This is a genomic window from Streptomyces sp. ALB3, from assembly GCF_044385685.1.
Lineage (GTDB): Bacteria > Actinomycetota > Actinomycetes > Streptomycetales > Streptomycetaceae > Streptomyces.
Window position 1 is genome coordinate 574488 of the sequence record NZ_JBISCE010000027.1, and the last position, 15873, is coordinate 590360.

The following is a 15873-nucleotide window of genomic DNA, read 5'->3' on the forward strand; positions in this document are numbered from 1 at the left end:
CGGCGCACGATGGGGGGCACCAGCCATCCACGGGGAGCGGACATGGGCCACCAGGTGACGGGCAAGCAGCTGCGCACCCTCGTACGACTGACCTTCGGCAACGCGGCTTCGCGCATCTACCTGGGCCTCGTCCTGGCCGTCGCCGTCCTCGTGGCCGTGGACACGCTCTTCGTGTCCCACGACGACGCCTCGCTCTCCGGCGTGTGGCTGTTCCTGCTGGCCGCGCCGACCGTGGTCGTCTTCCTCGTCGGCGGCTCGATGGCCGGTGCGGACGCCGGAGGCCCCGCCTGGTTCCTCCATGCCGCGCTGGTCGTCTCGGTACTCGTGCAGGCATGCGCGCTGGGCTGGTTCTCCCGGCTGCTCAGCGGCCCGCGCCGGGGCCGGTCGCCGCGTCCGCGGGGTGCTTGACGCGGCTCTGACACAATCGCGGGCGTGGAGATATCGGAGTATCTGACAGCCCTTGACGCCGAAGGCCGCGCGCTCGCCTCCGCCGCCCGCGAGGCGGGGCCGGAAGCCCTTGTCCCGACCTGCCCGGGATGGCGGATCCGCGATCTCGTGAGGCACACGGGCATGGTGCACCGCTGGGCGACCGCGTTCGTCGTCGAGGGGCACCGGACGTACCGCCCGGCGAGCGCGGAGCCGGATCTTGACGGCGACGCGCTGTTCGACCGGTTCTCCGAGGGCCACGGCCTGCTGGTCGACGCCCTCCGGGCCGCGCCCGCCGGCCTGGAGTGCTGGACCGTCTTTCCCGCGCCGTCGTCGGCGCTCGCCTTCTGGGCACGTCGGCAGGCGCACGAGACCAGGATCCACCGGGTGGACGCCGAGTCCGCGCGGGGCGGCACCCGGACGCCGGTGGCGGCGCCGCACGCGGCGGACGGCATCGACGAACTGCTGGCCGGTTTCCACGCCCGCGCCAAGAGCCGGGTACGCACGGACAGCCCGCGCACACTGCGGGTGCGGGCCGTGGACACGAGCGCGGTGTGGACCCTGCGGCTGTCGGACGCCCCGCCGCTCACCGTGCGCGGGGCCGCCGCCCTGGACACGCCCGCCGACTGCACGCTGAGCGGCACGGCCGAGGAGCTCTACCTGGTGCTGTGGAACCGCCTGCCGCTCTCGTCCGTCGACCTGTCGGGCGACCGGGAGATCGCCGGGCTGTGGGCGGAGAACTCCGCGGTCGTCTGGTCCTGAGCCGACCCTGAGCGGGACATACGGGGTGCGGCCCGGCCCGGACGCCTGCCTTGCCAGGGGCGACGTCCGGGTGTGTGGCCGAAGCGCCGCCCGGGCCCCCTGCGCAGCGGTTCCGACCTCGGCGTGGTTCAGCGTCCGGTGCGGTTCAGCATTCCGTGCAGTTCAACATTCCGTGCGGTTCAGCATCCTGGAGAGTACCGCCCGCTGAACGGGCCTGACCTCAGCGTGGCGCACCCGGCCGGCGTCCGTCAGCTCGACACGTACGCCCCGCCGGTCCTCGTCGCACATCGCGCGGCGCACGAGCCCGTCCCTCTCCAGCCGCGCCACGAGCCGTGACAGCGCACTCTGGCTGAGATGGACCCGGGAAGCGATCTCCTGGACGCGGAGGCAGGCGGCTCCGCCCTCCGCGGCCTCCGCGAGGACGTCCAGGACCTCGAAGTCGCTGGCTCCCAGACCGTGCGCGTCCAGGGCGCGGTCGAGCTCGCCCAGAGTCCTGGCGTGCAGCGCGAGCATCTCGCGCCACTCGCCGACGAGCGTCTGCTCGGTCCTCTCCGGTGCCATGGCCGCACGCTAGCAGAGGACCGATCCGGTCAGGCATACGCACTGTCCGCACGCGCACCGACGATTCGGGGCGCACACGCGCAAGGCGTGCTTGCCGCCGTTCAGCGGCCCTGTGACACTGCGGACATGACGCGACGTACGCAGGCGGAGCGGGACGCGATGACCGTCGAGACCGGCTACGCCTTGGTCAGCGGAGTCCTGGTGGGCGCGATCACGTTCGCCGGAGTGCTGCTCCCCGCGCTGCTCCTCGACCTGGCGGACGGCGTCGAGAGCGCGCTGTTCCGGGCCGGGACCGTCCTCGGGGCACTGGTGTTCGGCGTACGGGTCGTCCACGTGCTGTGGCGGTTCCCGAGTACCGCCGGGGCACGGCGTCCGGCACCCGTTCGGCCGAGCCGGCCGGGGCGCACGAACCCCGACCAGTAGGCGAGCAGGACGAGTTGAGCGCGTTCTCCGCCCGCACGCCGGCCGGGCGTGGTGGCCCCGCCAGCTCCCCGCGCAGTACCCGGGCGTAGCACCGGGACCCGGTACCCGGCGCCGAAAGCGCACCACCGTCCGTTCCGGCTCCGCGCCGTCCGCGCCGGCCGCCGTTCGCAGCGGGCGTCGGGACCGGGGCGCGTGTGTCCGCGGACCGCGCCAGCCGGGCTGCTACCCCCGGCCGGGGCGGGGGCGGTCCGCCCGGGCGTCAGGCGCCCGGGCGGCCGGGGCCGGTGGACCGGCCGCCCAGCAGTCCCACGGAGCGCCCGAGTTCCCCCACGGCGTGCCGGAAGAACTGTTCGCGCGCCTCGACGACCCGGTTGAACTGGCCGAAGAGCTCGAAGGAGACCAGTCCGAAGAGCTGCGCCCACGCGGAGACCAGAGCCACCACGACAGCCGGCGGGAGATCGGCGGCCAGGTCGGCCGCCATACGCGCGGCCTCGGGGCGCAGCCCGGCGGCCAGCGGCGGGACGGCGAGCCCTTCGGTGAGGTGGGCGTCGCGCACCAGGCCGATGAACACCTGGCCCACCCGGGAGGCGGGACCCACGGTGTCCCGCGGGGCGGTGTAACCGGGGACGGGCGAGCCGTAGATCAGCGCGTACTCGTGGGGGTGGGCGAGAGCCCAGTCCCGGACGGCGCAGGCGACCGCCACCCAGCGGGCGTGATGGGCGCCCGCCGGCCCACCGGCCTGCGCGCGGGCCGCCTCCGCCGCTTCGCCCACCGCGTCGTAGGCGTCGACGATGAGCGCGGTCAGCAGGTCGTCGCGGCTCGGGAAGTAGCGGTAGAGCGCGGAGGACACCATGCCCAGTTCGCGTGCGACGGCGCGGAGGGAGAGCTTCGCGGCTCCCTCTGCGGCGAGCTGCTTCCTGGCCTCGTCCTTGATGGCGGCGGTGACCTCGACGCGGGCGCGTTCCCTGGCTCCTCGAATGGTGCTCATGGCATCAGTCTGCCACGCGTCCGGAGCGGCGCACTGCGATGAGAGCGGTGCTCTTGCTTTGGAGTGCCGCTCTCGTGCACACTGATCTCAAGCGAGAGCACCGCTCTCACAAGGGTAGGAGTCACCGTGTCGCAGCAGCCCTACTACCTCCAGGCCAACGCCTTCGCACAGAGGCTGAACACCGTCGTCGGCTGGCTCGCGCGCCACGGCGTGAGCCTCCTCGGCTCCGCCGAACTGTCGGTGCGGGGCCGCAAGAGCGGCAGGATGCAGCGCATCCCCGTGAATCCCCACCAGTACGAAGGCGCCCAGTACCTGGTCTCCGCCCGCGGCCACTCCCAGTGGGTGCGCAACATGCGCGCGGCCGGAGGCGGAGAGCTGAAGGTGGGCCGGAGAGTCCGCGCCTTCACCGCCGTGGAGATCGCGGACGACGAGCAGAAGCTGCGGATCGTCCGCGCCTACCTGGAGCGCTGGGGCTGGGAGGTCAACCAGTACTTCAAGGGCGTCACCGCGAAGTCGGCCGATGCCGAGCTCCTCGCCGCATGCCCCGACCACCCGGTCTTCCGGATCACGGTCGAGAGCTGACCTGCTCCGGTGCCCGGCGGTCCATCGCGTGCAGCGCCCGCTGGGCCAGCGGATGCGAACGGACCAGCTCGGCCAGCGACGTCGTCCCACGGGTGACACCCGCGAAGGCGTTCCAGGCGGGCCGAAAGCCCGTCAGGACCGCGTGCAGGAGCCCGGGGCGTCGCTCGAACAGCTTCAGCATGCGACGTCCGACGCTCATCTCCACACCCAGCCCCGCCTTGATCGCGAACGCGTAGTTGAGCGCCTGGCGCCGGGCGTCGACCGCGTCGTGCGACTCCGCGATCCGCACCGCCCACTCGCCCGCGAGCCGCCCGGACCGCAGAGCGAAGGAGATGCCCTCCCTGGTCCAGGGTTCCAGCAGCCCCGCCGCGTCGCCGCAGACCACGACGCGCCCACGGGACAGCGGCGAGTCGTCACTGCGGCACCGGGTCAGATGCCCGGAGGAGATGGTCGGCTCGAAGCCGGCGAGACCCAGCCGGCCGACGAAGTCCTCCAGATAGCGCTTGGTCCCGGCACCGTCACCGCGGGCCGAGATGACACCGACGGTCAGCGTGTCGCCCTTGGGGAACACCCAGCCGTAACTCCCGGGCATCGGCCCCCAGTCGATGAGCACCCGCCCCGCCCAGTCCTCGGCGACCGTCTCGGGCACGGGGATCTCGGCCTCGAGTCCGAGGTCCACCTGGTCGAGCTTCACGCCGACATGAGCCCCTATGCGGCCGGCGCTGCCGTCCGCTCCCACCACAGCCCGGGCGAGGACCGTCTCGCCGCCGGCCAGCACCACGGCGACCGTACGCCGGTCGGGCACAGCGGTGCCGTGCTGCTCCACCCGCGTCACCGCCGCACCCGTGCGCAGCTCGGCGCCCGCCTTCTGGGCCTCCTCCACCAGCCCGGCGTCGAACTCCGGCCGGTTGATCAGCCCGAAGAGCATGCGCTTGGACCTACGGGTGCGCGAGAGCTTCCCGTTGAGCGAGAAGGTGACCGCGTGGATCCGGTCCTTCAGGGGCAGTTCGAATCCGGGCGGCAGGGAATCCCGCGAGAACCCGATGATTCCGCCGCCGCACGTCTTGTAGCGGGGGATCTCCGCCTTCTCCAGCAACAGCACCCGTCGGCCTGCGACGGCTGCCGCATACGCCGCGGAAGCTCCGGCCGGCCCCGCGCCGACCACGACGACGTCCCATACCGAGGACTCCCGCGGTACCGACGACGACTCATCCGGCTCACGTCCGGCGTCTGCGTTCTCGCTGCTCACGATGTGCTTCTGCTCCCGATCCGACCAGTGGCCCCAGCTGCTCACGGCATCCTACGGCGCGTCGCGGCCGAACTCCGCTGTGGGAGGATCAGCCATGAATTCGTTGTACACGCAACGCCGCGTCCACGGCGTCGCACCCGGCCGCGTACACACCCGCGCCCTAGTCCTAACGTCGCACCCACGAGGAGCGTGCCCATGACCGCCCGTCCGATCTCAGAGACCGTCGCCTCGTTGATGCCCCGTGCGAAGGCGGAGCTCGCCGAGCTGGTGGCCTTCCGGTCGGTCGCGGACCCCGCGCAGTTCCCCAGGAGCGAGTGCGAGGCCGCGGCCGGCTGGGTCGCCGACGCACTGCGTGCCGAGGGCTTCCAGGACGTCGCCCTGCTCGACACCCCCGACGGGACCCAGTCGGTGTACGGCTACCTCCCCGGCCCGGCAGGGGCGCCCACGGTGCTGCTCTACGCGCACTACGACGTGCAGCCGCCACTGGACGAGTCCGCCTGGATCTCCCCGCCCTTCGAGCTGACCGAGCGGGACGGCCGCTGGTTCGGCCGGGGGGCCGCGGACTGCAAGGGCGGCTTCATCATGCACCTCCTCGCGCTGCGCGCCCTCAAGGCGAACGGAGGCGTCCCCGTCTCCGTCAAGGTGATCGCGGAGGGTTCGGAGGAGCAGGGTACGGGCGGCCTCGAACAGTACGCCGAGGCGCACCCGGAGCTGCTGGCCGCCGACACGATCGTCATCGGTGACACCGGGAACTTCCGTGTCGGACTCCCCACCGTCACCGCCACGCTCCGGGGCATGACCATGCTGCGGGTGCAGCTGGACACCCTGGAAGGAAACCTGCACTCGGGGCAGTTCGGCGGTGCGGCCCCGGACGCGCTGGCCGCGATGATCCAGCTCCTGGCGTCCCTGCGGGCCGAGGACGGCACGACGACGGTCGACGGACTCACCACCGACGCGCAGTGGGGAGGGCTGCAGTACCCGGAGGGCGAGTTCCGCGCGGACGCCAGGGTGCTCGACGGCGTGGGCCTCATCGGCACGGGCACGGTCGCCGACCGCATCTGGGCCCGGCCCGCGGTCACGGTCATCGGCATCGACTGCCCGCCTGTGGTCGGCGCCACCCCGTCGTTGCAGGCGAGCGCCCGGGCACAGATCAGTCTTCGGGTGCCGCCGGGCCAGGACGCGGCCGAGGCGACCAGGCTGCTGACCGCGCACCTCGAGTCGCACACTCCCTGGGGCGCGCGGGTGACCGTCGAACAGGTGGGCCAGGGGCAGCCGTTCCGGGCGGACACCACCAGCCCCGCCTACACGTCGATGGCCGAGGCCATGCGGCTCGCCTACCCGGGTGAGGAGATGCAGACCTCCGGCATGGGCGGCTCCATCCCTCTGTGCAACACCCTGGCCGCGCTGTACCCGCAGGCGGAGATCCTGCTCATCGGGCTGAGCGAGCCCGAGGCCCAGATCCACGCGGTGAACGAGAGCGTGTCCCCCGAGGAGCTCGAGCGGCTGTCCGTGGCCGAGGCACTGTTCCTGCGGAACTACGCGGACTCCAAGAAGGGCTGAGGAGCCGCACGGCCAAAGGCGGCGGACACCGGGCGCCGGTGCCCGCCGCCGGCGCAGGGGTCTCACACCGGACGCGTCGACGGCCCCGCCCGGTCCCAGGCCGGCCGGGCGGGGACCTGGGTACGCGCTGGGCGAAGTCGCCCACAGCAGATTCCCGGGCGGCGGCGCTCCGTCGTTCCGTACGTTCGGCGCATGGAATGTGTCGAGGTACTCCCCCAGCTGCACATGTTCCGTTTCCCCGTCGGCCAGGCCTACCTCTGGCGTGACGGCACGGACCTGACCCTGGTCGACGCTGGCGATCGGCACGCGGCGGCGGCCATCGAGGACGGCGTGCGCCGGCTCGGTGACGACCCGGCGCGGATCCGGCGGATCGTCATCACCCACGGCCACGACGACCACTACGGTGCCGCGCAGGAGCTCGCGGACAGACACGGCGCCGAGATCCTGGCGCACCGGCTGGACGCCCCGGCCGTCCGGGGCGAGGAGCCCGTGCCCGCTCCCGTCCTGCACGACTGGGAACGCCCCCTGTACGCCCGTACTCGAACGGTCCCCGAGGCGCCGCCCACCCGGGTGGACCGCGAGCTGGCGGACGGCGACGAGCTTCCGTTCGGAGGCGGCGCCCGGGTCGTGCACGTCCCCGGACACACACCCGGTTCCCTCGGCCTGCACCTCCCCCGTCACGACGTGCTGTTCACCGGGGACGCCGTGGCCGGGGTGGGCGGGGTGATGCTGGGAGTGTTCAACACCGATCACGCGCAGGCGGAGGCGTCCTTCCGGCGGCTGGCCGCCCTCGGCCCCGCGCTCGCCTGCTTCGGCCACGGTGATCCGCTCACCATCGACGCGCGATCGGCCGGTGCACCGGAGCGCGGAGGGATTCCCCGGGGTACCGGCGGCGGTCGTTCCCTGCCTCGTTGACCCGGGCGCGGGCTCCCGCGTCCGCGTGTCGACGGGCACGCGTGCGCGGGGCACGTGTCGTGTCCAGGCGCTGCCACCAGGACGTGGCGGGGTGTGAAAGCGGGCGGACCGGGCGAAGGGCACAGCCCTCGGCGGCCACCGGGCAGTCAGCGGCCGCCCACGGGCACCCCGGCCTCCAGATTCAGCACGGTGGACCGCTCGCGGGCGCGCAGCGCCCAGCGGAGCCGCTCGAAGCGGGTCGGCGGGAGCATGCCGGCCGCCTCCTCCTCGGTGACGAACCGCCAGCCGCGCAGTTCCGAACCCGGCAGCAGCAGTCTCGCCGCCGCGTCGCCGCTCAGACGACCGCCGTCGAACAGGAAGCGCAGCCCCCCGTACGCGGGCGGTTTCGGCGCCTCCCAGTCGATCACCAGGAGGTCCGGCACCGTGTCCAGGCGCAGCCCGAGTTCCTCGGCGACCTCCCGCACACCCGCCTGCGCCGGGGCCTCCCCCGGTTCCACGACACCGCCGGGGAACTCCCATCCGGGTTTGTAGGTGGGGTCGACGAGCAGCACCCGGTCCTGCTCGTCGAAGAGCAGCACCCCCGACGCGACGGTCTCCGCACGCGGCTCGGGGGTCTGGACTATCCCGCAGTCCCCGGCCGCGCCGGTGCGCAGCGCCTCGGCGATCCGCTCGGCCGTCTCGTACGGGGTGAGGGTGCTGGTGTCGATCGTGTGGGCGTCCGCGGTGATCCACCCGAGCGCCGCCCGGTAGGGCTCGATGTGCTGGTAGGCCCACTGCCGGATCCGTTCGCTGTGCTCCGGGTCGTCGGCGCGTTCCTCGCGCTCGGCGATCCGCTGACGCAGGATCGTTTCCTCGGGCGCGAGCAGTACATGGCGCACGGGTATGCGCCGCGCGGCGAGTCCGCCGAAGATCTCGTCGCGGTAGTCCTGCCTCAGCAGTGTCATCGGCACCACCAGCACCCCGGAGAGTTCCGCAAGGAGCGCGGCTGCCGTATCGACGACCAGGCGCCGCCATATCGGCAGGTCCTGGAAGTCGGTCACCTCGGCGAGCTTCTTCTGGGGCAGCAGCCGGCGCAGTCCTCCGCCCGTCAGTTCGGGGTCGTAGAAGGTGCTGTTCGGGATCAGATCGATCAGTTCGCACGCGGCGCTGGTCTTGCCCGCACTGAACGCACCGTTGATCCAGACGATCACGGGTCCCCCTCTTCCGTAGCCCCCTGTGGCTTGCCCGCATCACCCCGCTCCGGAAACCCCCCGGGGGTCACGCGGTTGTGCCGACGCCGCCGCCGGGGCGCCCCACCTCGTGGGGTCCGGGTGGCCGCACCGCCGTGACCAGGGGCTGCCTGGCGTCGTTGGAGCAGGCAGCCACTGGGACCGACGAGGAGGTGCGCGGTGCGCCGCACGGTACTTGAGCAGTTTCCCGCAGGAGGGCCACGGGGCAGCTGGCCCGCCGAGGAGTTCGCGGCGGCCCGCCGCGGCGAGGGCATGGCCGCCGAGGTCGTGATGGACCTGGAGGCGGACGCCTACCTGGTGGTCGTCCCCCAACAGCCGACGGATCAGGGCCGCCGTCCCGGGAACAGGGGGACCGCCTACGGCGCGGCCACGGCCCGTGCCCCGTTCGAGGCCGCGGCACGGACCGTGAAAGCCGCGGCTGCCGCGCCGACCAGGCCCGCGTCGGTGCCCATCACCGCGGAGGCCACCGTGAGGTCCTTGACGAAGGAGAGCGTGGCGTAGTCGCGCAGGGACCTGCGCAACGGCGCGAGGAGCACCTCGCCCGCCCCTGCCACTCCCCCTCCGATCACGGCGATGTCGATGTCGGTCAGCGTGGCGGTGGCGGCGATCCCGGCGGCGAGTGCCTGGGCGGCCCGTTCGAAGGAGGCGGACGCCACCGGGTCACCGGCGCGCGCGGCGGCGGCCACCGCGGCAGCCGTCACATCGCCGTCCGGGCCGGGACGCCATCCGTTCTCCAGCGCCCGCCGGGCGATGTTCGGCCCGCTCGCGAGACGTTCCACGCAGCCGCGCGCGCCGCACGGGCAGGGGTCACCGTCCAGATCGACGCTGATGTGCCCGATGTGACCGGCGTTGCCCGAGGGACCGGGGTGCAGCTTTCCGTCGAGTACGAGGCCGCCGCCGACGCCGGTGGACACGACCAGGCACAGCGCGTTGTCGTAACCCCGCGCGGCGCCCAGCCAGTGCTCGGCCGCCGTCATCGCGACCCCGTCACCGACGAGCGTGACCGGCAGCCCGCCGGTCACGGCTGCCACCCGGTCCACCAGGGGGAAGTCGCGCCAGCCGGGGACGTTCACAGGACTGACGGTGCCGGCCGACGCGTCCACGGGCCCCGCGCTGCCGATGCCGACCGCTCGCGCCCGGTGCCACAGGGGGGAGGCCGTCAGCTCCGCCAGTACGGCGCTCACCGCACCCATCACTGCCTCGGCACCGTCCTGGGCCGGCGTGGGGCGCTGCGCCCGTGCGACAAGGGATCCGCCGCCGTCCACCAACGCCCCGGCGATCTTGGTACCGCCGATGTCGAGCGCGGCGACGAGGTCGGTATGCATCGGTGTGGACTCTCCGGAGGGGTGAGGGGCAGGACCTGCGACTTCAGTCGGATGGTCCACCCAGTCTCCATTCTCTTGACAACGTTGTCCAGGGCCTATGCTCGACGCCACAGCATCCAGCCGTTCCCCGGCACCGCCGGTGAGGGCCGGAATCACACGTTCCCGACGTCAGGACAGCGCACCGTGGCCGAGACCGCCCGCCATTCCGAGTCCCGCTACGGCAACAGGCCGACCATGAAGGACGTGGCAGCCCGTGCCGGAGTGGGGCTCAAGACGGTCTCACGCGTGGTGAACGGCGAACCCGGCGTCACCCCCGACACCGAACGCCGCGTCCAGGAGGCCATCGAGGCCCTCGGCTTCCGCCGGAACGACAGCGCGCGAGTGCTCCGCAAGGGACGCACCGCGTCGATCGGCCTGGTACTGGAGGACCTCGCGGACCCCTTCTACGGACCGCTGAGCCGGGCGGTGGAGGAAGTGGCCCGGGCCCACGGCGCGTTGCTGATCAACGGCTCGAGCGCCGAGGACCCGGAACGCGAGCAGGAACTCGTCCTGGCGCTCTGCGCCCGCCGGGTGGACGGACTCATCGTGATCCCCGCCGGCGACGACCACCGCTACCTGGAGCCCGAGATGAAGGCGGGGATCGCCACCGTGTTCGTTGACCGCCCCGCGGGGCGGGTCGACGCGGACATGGTGCTGTCCGACAGCTTCGGCGGGGCGCACGCGGGCGTCGCACACCTCGTCGCCCACGGTCACCGCAGGATCGGGTTCATCGGCGACCAGCCGCGCATCCACACCGCGACGGAACGACTGCGCGGCTACCACGCGGCGCTCGCCGACGCCGGGATCGAGGTCGAGGACTCATGGGTGTCCCTCGGTCCGACCGACCCTGCCCGGGTCCGGGCGGCGGCCGAGGCCATGCTGGCCGGCCCGGAGCCCGTGACCGCGCTCTTCGCGGGCAACAACCGGGTGACGGTCACCGCCGTCCGGGTCCTCGCCGAGTGCGACCGCCGGATCGCCCTGGTCGGTTTCGACGACATCGAGCTGGCCGACCTGCTGGGCATCACGGTGATCTCGCAGGACGCCGCGGCCGTCGGCCGTACCGCGGCGGAGCATCTGTTCCGCCGCCTCGACGGCGCCGCCCACCCTCCCGCCAGGGTGGAGCTCCCGACCCGGCTCATTCCGCGCGGCTCGGGGGAGCTCCCTCCCGCCTGACCGCTACGGCGCGGTCACGGTCAGCCCGCCGCGGCGGGGCGAGGCGAAGGCGTCGAGGTCGGCACGCGCCAGGCCGGTGAGGCCGGTGACCTCATCGGCGTCCAGGGCGCCGCAGTCGATGCCGCGCAGGAGATAGCCGCTGAGCGCCTTGGCGGTGGCGGGCTCGTCCATGACGTCCCCGCCCGCCTTGGCCACGTAGGCGGCGAGCCGGGACGCGGCCTGGCCGAGCCCCTCGCGGTAGAAGGTGTAGACGGCGGCGTAGCGCGTGGGCAGGTGGCCCGGGTGCATGTCCCAGCCCTGGTAGTAGGCACGCGCCAGAGCGCGGCGGGTGAGCCCGTAGTGGAGGCGCCAGGCGTCGTGGACCTGCTGCGCCGGGCCGACCGGGAGCACGTTCGTGGATCCGTCGCAGACGCGCACGCCGGTCCCCGCGGCGGCCACCTGCATGACGGCCTTGGCGTGGTCGGCGGCGGGATGGTCGCCGGCCTGGTAGGCGGGGCTGACGCCGACGCATGCGCTGTAGTCGAACGTCCCGTAGTGCAGACCGGTCGCCCGGCCCCGGGCGGCGTCGATCATGCGGGCCACGGCGGCGGTGCCGTCCGCCGCCAGGATGGACTGGCTGGTCTCGATCTGGATCTCGAACCCGAGGCGGCCCGAAGGCAGACCGTGTGTCTCCTCGAAGGCCTCCAGCAGTCGCACGAAGGCGGTGACCTGTTTCGGGTACGTCACCTTGGGCAGGGTCAGCACGAGCCCCTCGGGGAGTCCTCCGGCCCGCATCAGGCCGGTGAGGAAGATGTCCGTGGTGCGGATGCCCCGGTCGCGCACGGCGGCTTCCATGCACTTCATCCGGATGCCCATGTAGGGGGCCGCGGTGCCGTCGCCGTACGCCTCGGCGACCAGGCGGGCCGCGCGGACGGCGGCCTCGTCCTCCTCGGCGTCGGGGCGCGGCCCGTAACCGTCCTCGAAGTCGATGCGCAGGTCCTCGACCGGCTCGCGCTCGAGCTTGGCCCGTACGCGCTCGTGGACGGGCTCCGCGAGTCCTTCCGGGATTCCCAGGACCGCGGCGAGCGCGGCCGCGTCGGGAGCGTGCTCGTCGAGGGCGGACAGCGCCTGGTCGCCCCAGGTGCGCAGAGTGGTGGAGGTGAAGGTGTCGGCGGGTACGTAGACGGTGTGGACGGGCTGGCGCGTGCCGGGGTCCCCCGGGTAGCGGCGGGCGAGTTCGGCGTCCACCGACGTGAGGGAGGCACTGATCTCCTCACCGACCGCGCCGGCGAGGCTCGTCGCCACCTTCTCCTGCTGACCCATGACCGTACCCTCCAGTGTTCGCCATTTCCGCTTCCCGGAATGTTTCATCCGCATAGTGAAGTTATAAGCCTCCCGGTTCTGCGTCAATGGTGACCGGAAACGGCCCGGGGCCGCGCGGTGCGAACACCACGCGGCCCCGGGCCGTCGTACGGGCGGAAATCCGGCAGAAGTCAGCCCTTGCGGGTCTTGACCTCGTCGGTGAGCTGCGGGACGACGTTGAACAGGTCGCCGACGACGCCGTAGTCGACGAGGTCGAAGATCGGGGCCTCGGCGTCCTTGTTGACCGCGACGATGGTCTTCGAGGTCTGCATGCCGGCCCGGTGCTGGATCGCGCCGGAGATGCCCGAGGCGATGTACAGCTGCGGGGAGACCGACTTACCGGTCTGGCCGACCTGGTTGGTGTGCGGGTACCAGCCGGCGTCGACGGCGGCACGGGAGGCACCGACGGCCGCACCGAGGGAGTCGGCGAGCGCCTCGATGATCGCGAAGTTCTCCGCGCCGTTGACGCCGCGTCCGCCGGAGACGACGATCGCGGCCTCGGTCAGCTCGGGGCGGCCGGTCGACTCACGCGGGGTGCGCGAGAGGACCTTGGTGCCGGTGGCCGTGGCGGAGAAGGAGACCGTGAGGGCCTCGACGGCACCCGCGGCCGGGGCGGCCTCGACGGCGGCCGAGTTCGGCTTGACCGTGATGACCGGAGTGCCCTTGGAGACGCGGGACTTGGTGGTGTACGAGGCGGCGAACGCGGACTGCGTGGCGACCGGGCCCGAGTCACCGGCCTCCAGGTCGACGGCGTCGGTGATGATGCCGGAGCCGATGCGCAGCGCGAGGCGGGCCGCGATCTCCTTGGCCTCGGCCGAGGAGGGCAGCAGCACGGCGGCCGGGGACACGGCGTCGTACGCGGCCTGGAGCGCGTCCACCTTGGGTACGACGAGGTAGTCGGCGAACTCGGGGGCGTCGGCGGTCAGGACCTTGACCGCGCCGTGCTCGGCCAGCGCGGCGGCGGTGTCGGCGGCACCGTTGCCGAGGGCGAGCGCGACCGGCTCGCCGATGCGGCGGGCGAGCGTCAACAGCTCCAGGGTGGGCTTGCGGACGGCACCGTCCACGTGGTCGACATAGACGAGAACTTCAGCCATGGGACTTCAATCTCCTGCGTGCGAAAGAGGCGGGGCGGCGATGGGGACGGTCGGGGCTCAGATGAACTTCTGGCCCGCGAGGAACTCGGCCAGCTGCTTGCCGCCCTCGCCCTCGTCCTTGACGATCGTGCCCGCCGTGCGAGCGGGACGCTCCGCCGCGGAGTCGACCGCGGTCCAGGAGCCGCCCAGGCCGACCTCGTCCGCCTCGATCTCCAGGTCCTCCAGGTCCAGGGACTGAACCGGCTTCTTCTTGGCCGCCATGATGCCCTTGAACGACGGGTAGCGGGCCTCGCCCGACTGGTCGGTCACCGAGACCACGGCCGGCAGGGACGCCTCGAGCTGCTCGCTCGCGGCGTCGCCGTCGCGACGGCCCTTCACGGTGCCGCCGTCGACCGAGACCTCGGAGAGCAGGGTGACCTGCGGGACGCCGAGCCGCTCGGCGAGCAGCGCCGGGAGCACGCCCATGGTGCCGTCCGTCGACGCCATGCCGCAGATGACCAGGTCGTAACCGGTCTTCTCCACGGCCTTGGCCAGCACCAGGGAGGTGCCGATGACGTCGGTGCCGTGCAGGTCGTCGTCCTCGACGTGGACCGCCTTGTCGGCGCCCATCGACAGCGCCTTGCGCAGCGCGTCCTTGGCGTCCTCGGGACCCACCGTGAGCACGGTGATCTCCGCGTCGTCCGCCTCGTCGGCGATCTGCAGCGCCTGCTCGACCGCGTACTCGTCGAGCTCCGACAGCAGACCGTCGACGTCGTCACGGTCCAGGGTCAGGTCATCGGCGAAATGCCGGTCGCCGGTGGCGTCGGGCACGTACTTCACACAGACAACGATCCTCAAGCTCACGCCGGCTCTCCTACTGCATCGTCATTTCTGGGCTGCCTTGTTGCACGCAGCATAGGCGCCTTATCGGGCGGTTTCCGGTCGGGGCGACCCGGCTTCCGGTGGAATATTACTCGCCAGTACACCCAGTACGTTACCCATAAGCAAGCGCTTGGAACTGTGACGTAGCCAACGGCCCCCGCTCCCCCGCCGCCTTGCTCGCCCTCAGTCTCGCAGAGCCGTGAAGCGGCCCTGGTGGTAGACCAGTGGCCGGCCGCCCTCCGAGGGGTCCCCGGCCACGACCTCGGCGATCACGATGCGGTGGTCCCCCGCCGGGATCCGGGCGGCAACCCGGCAGACGAGCCATGCCACCACTCCCCCGAGCAGCGGCACTCCCTCGGGACCCCTGCACCAGTCGGTGGACGGACCGAACCGGTCGGCACCGCTCCGCGCGAAGGTCGCGGCGAGCTCCTGCTGCCCTTCGCCGAGTATGTGCACCCCCACGTGCTGCGCCTCCGCGAGCACCGGCCAGCTGGAGGAGGAGGTCCCCACCCCGAAGGAGATGAGCGGCGGCTCGGCCGCGACGGAGTTGAGCGAGGTCGCGGTGAAGCCGACCGGCCCGGGCCCGGAGGCGGTGATCACGGCGACTCCGGCGGCGTGCTGCCGGAAGACGGAGCGGAGAAGTCCGGGGGCAGCCGTCGCGGGAGTGCCGAGACCGGGCGAGGCCGTCATGGAGAGTCCTTATGCGAGTAGGCGTTGGGAGTGGGTGACTGTCTCAGGCACCCGGACAGCGCGCGCCCGCGTGGCGCACGAGGTCGATGCGGACCCGGCCGAAGAGAAGGACGTGTGACGGCATGGCGCCAGCGTGGCGATCCGTGGTGTACACAGTCAAGCGTGTCCCGTCATGTGGGAGATGCGTCACGGACCGTCACAACACCTGGCCCAGTGCCGCCACGACGTCCGCCGTGCGCGGCATGCCCGCCGCCCGGCGGACGATGCGGCCCGTCGCGTCGAGCACCAGGACCGTGGGGGTCCGGGTGACACCGAGGGAGCGCACGAGCGCGAGATGCGCCTCCGCGTCGATCTCGACGTGGGCGACGCCCTCGACCATGCCCGCCACCTCCGAGAGGGTGCGCCTGGTGGCGCGGCACGGCTGGCAGAACGCGGTGGAGAACTGCACGAGAGTGGCCCGGTCCCCCAGCTCCGCGCCGAGTCGGGCCGCGTCCAGCACACCGGCGTCCGGCTTCGAATCCATCCCACCCTCCCTCTCGGAGCTCCGCGCAAAGGGTCAGCACCGCGCGGCCGCATTACATTCCCCGACGATTCACGTGACGAGAATCTCTCGCCTCGAGCCCTTTGGGGCTGGCCACGGCGTCGCGCATGGGGC

General features: G+C 72.5%; 17 protein-coding genes. 7 read left to right on the top strand and 10 right to left on the bottom strand.

All coding sequences use genetic code 11. The features are described from left to right. Positions 1-42: 42 nt before the first annotated feature. Together ACHFIV_RS17720 and ACHFIV_RS17725 are read left to right on the top strand one after the other, a co-directional pair. Positions 43-408, top strand: a complete 366-nt coding sequence (locus ACHFIV_RS17720) for an SCO4225 family membrane protein (RefSeq protein ID WP_398969502.1) — start codon at positions 43-45, stop codon at positions 406-408. 24 nt (positions 409-432) lie between these two features. Further along, positions 433-1188 carry a maleylpyruvate isomerase family mycothiol-dependent enzyme gene (locus ACHFIV_RS17725; protein ID WP_398969504.1) on the top strand — a complete coding sequence of 252 codons (756 nt, stop codon included), beginning with the start codon at positions 433-435 and terminating at the stop codon, positions 1186-1188. Between the two features lie 162 nt (positions 1189-1350). On the opposite strand, the gene ACHFIV_RS17730 is transcribed toward ACHFIV_RS17725, so the two are convergent. Then, a complete protein-coding gene (locus tag ACHFIV_RS17730) occupies positions 1351-1749 on the bottom strand; it encodes a MarR family transcriptional regulator (RefSeq protein ID WP_398969507.1) in 399 nt (132 codons plus the stop codon). A 126-nt stretch (positions 1750-1875) separates the two neighbouring features. Here ACHFIV_RS17730 and ACHFIV_RS17735 point away from each other — a divergent pair, with 126 nt between their 5' ends. Continuing rightward, on the top strand, positions 1876-2172 hold the full coding sequence (locus tag ACHFIV_RS17735; protein WP_398969509.1) for a DUF6332 family protein: 297 nt from the start codon (positions 1876-1878) through the stop codon (positions 2170-2172). A gap of 259 nt (positions 2173-2431) precedes the next feature. Here ACHFIV_RS17735 and ACHFIV_RS17740 read toward each other — a convergent pair whose 3' ends face one another. After that, positions 2432-3160 (bottom strand): TetR/AcrR family transcriptional regulator, encoded by a 729-nt coding sequence (locus tag ACHFIV_RS17740; protein WP_398969512.1) that lies wholly within the window; start codon positions 3158-3160, stop codon positions 2432-2434. 126 nt (positions 3161-3286) lie between these two features. On the opposite strand from ACHFIV_RS17740, the gene ACHFIV_RS17745 reads away from it, so the two are divergent. Then, entirely contained in the window at positions 3287-3742 is a 456-nt protein-coding gene (locus ACHFIV_RS17745) for a nitroreductase family deazaflavin-dependent oxidoreductase (RefSeq protein WP_398969515.1), read from the top strand. On the opposite strand, the gene ACHFIV_RS17750 is transcribed toward ACHFIV_RS17745, so the two are convergent. After that, positions 3726-4991, bottom strand: coding sequence for a geranylgeranyl reductase family protein (locus tag ACHFIV_RS17750; protein WP_398969517.1), 1266 nt, complete (start codon positions 4989-4991; stop codon positions 3726-3728). The two genes, ACHFIV_RS17745 and ACHFIV_RS17750, sit on opposite strands and share 17 nt — an antisense overlap. Positions 4992-5186: 195 nt before the next feature. Between ACHFIV_RS17750 and ACHFIV_RS17755 the strand changes: the two genes are divergently transcribed. Both ACHFIV_RS17755 and ACHFIV_RS17760 read left to right on the top strand, forming a co-directional pair. Then, entirely contained in the window at positions 5187-6551 is a 1365-nt protein-coding gene (locus ACHFIV_RS17755) for a dipeptidase (protein ID WP_398969519.1), read from the top strand. Positions 6552-6743: 192 nt separating this feature from the next. Then, on the top strand, positions 6744-7466 hold the full coding sequence (locus tag ACHFIV_RS17760; protein ID WP_398969522.1) for an MBL fold metallo-hydrolase: 723 nt from the start codon (positions 6744-6746) through the stop codon (positions 7464-7466). Between the two features lie 146 nt (positions 7467-7612). Here ACHFIV_RS17760 and ACHFIV_RS17765 read toward each other — a convergent pair whose 3' ends face one another. Both ACHFIV_RS17765 and ACHFIV_RS17770 read right to left on the bottom strand, forming a co-directional pair. Further along, positions 7613-8656, bottom strand: coding sequence for an NUDIX domain-containing protein (locus ACHFIV_RS17765; protein WP_398969525.1), 1044 nt, complete (start codon positions 8654-8656; stop codon positions 7613-7615). 395 nt (positions 8657-9051) lie between these two features. Next, a complete protein-coding gene (locus ACHFIV_RS17770) occupies positions 9052-10020 on the bottom strand; it encodes an ROK family protein (protein WP_398969527.1) in 969 nt (322 codons plus the stop codon). A 183-nt stretch (positions 10021-10203) separates the two neighbouring features. Here ACHFIV_RS17770 and ACHFIV_RS17775 point away from each other — a divergent pair, with 183 nt between their 5' ends. Continuing rightward, positions 10204-11232, top strand: coding sequence for a LacI family DNA-binding transcriptional regulator (locus tag ACHFIV_RS17775; protein WP_398969530.1), 1029 nt, complete (start codon positions 10204-10206; stop codon positions 11230-11232). A 3-nt stretch (positions 11233-11235) separates the two neighbouring features. Here the strand turns inward: ACHFIV_RS17775 and ACHFIV_RS17780 are convergent, their stop codons facing one another. The 5 genes from ACHFIV_RS17780 to ACHFIV_RS17800 form a co-directional block, all read right to left on the bottom strand. Then, positions 11236-12534, bottom strand: a complete 1299-nt coding sequence (locus tag ACHFIV_RS17780) for a DUF6986 family protein (protein ID WP_398969533.1) — start codon at positions 12532-12534, stop codon at positions 11236-11238. Positions 12535-12704: 170 nt separating this feature from the next. Beyond that, the gene (locus tag ACHFIV_RS17785; RefSeq protein ID WP_398969536.1) at positions 12705-13667 is read right to left on the bottom strand and encodes an electron transfer flavoprotein subunit alpha/FixB family protein; all 963 of its coding nucleotides are present in this window, start codon (positions 13665-13667) and stop codon (positions 12705-12707) included. Positions 13668-13724: 57 nt separating this feature from the next. Further along, positions 13725-14510 carry an electron transfer flavoprotein subunit beta/FixA family protein gene (locus ACHFIV_RS17790; protein ID WP_398969538.1) on the bottom strand — a complete coding sequence of 262 codons (786 nt, stop codon included), beginning with the start codon at positions 14508-14510 and terminating at the stop codon, positions 13725-13727. Between the two features lie 201 nt (positions 14511-14711). After that, complete coding sequence (locus ACHFIV_RS17795; RefSeq protein WP_398969540.1) at positions 14712-15218, bottom strand: flavin reductase family protein; 507 nt, start codon at positions 15216-15218, stop codon at positions 14712-14714. 196 nt (positions 15219-15414) lie between these two features. Then, a complete protein-coding gene (locus ACHFIV_RS17800; protein ID WP_398969543.1) occupies positions 15415-15741 on the bottom strand; it encodes a TlpA family protein disulfide reductase in 327 nt (108 codons plus the stop codon). Between the last annotated feature and the right edge of the window lie 132 nt (positions 15742-15873).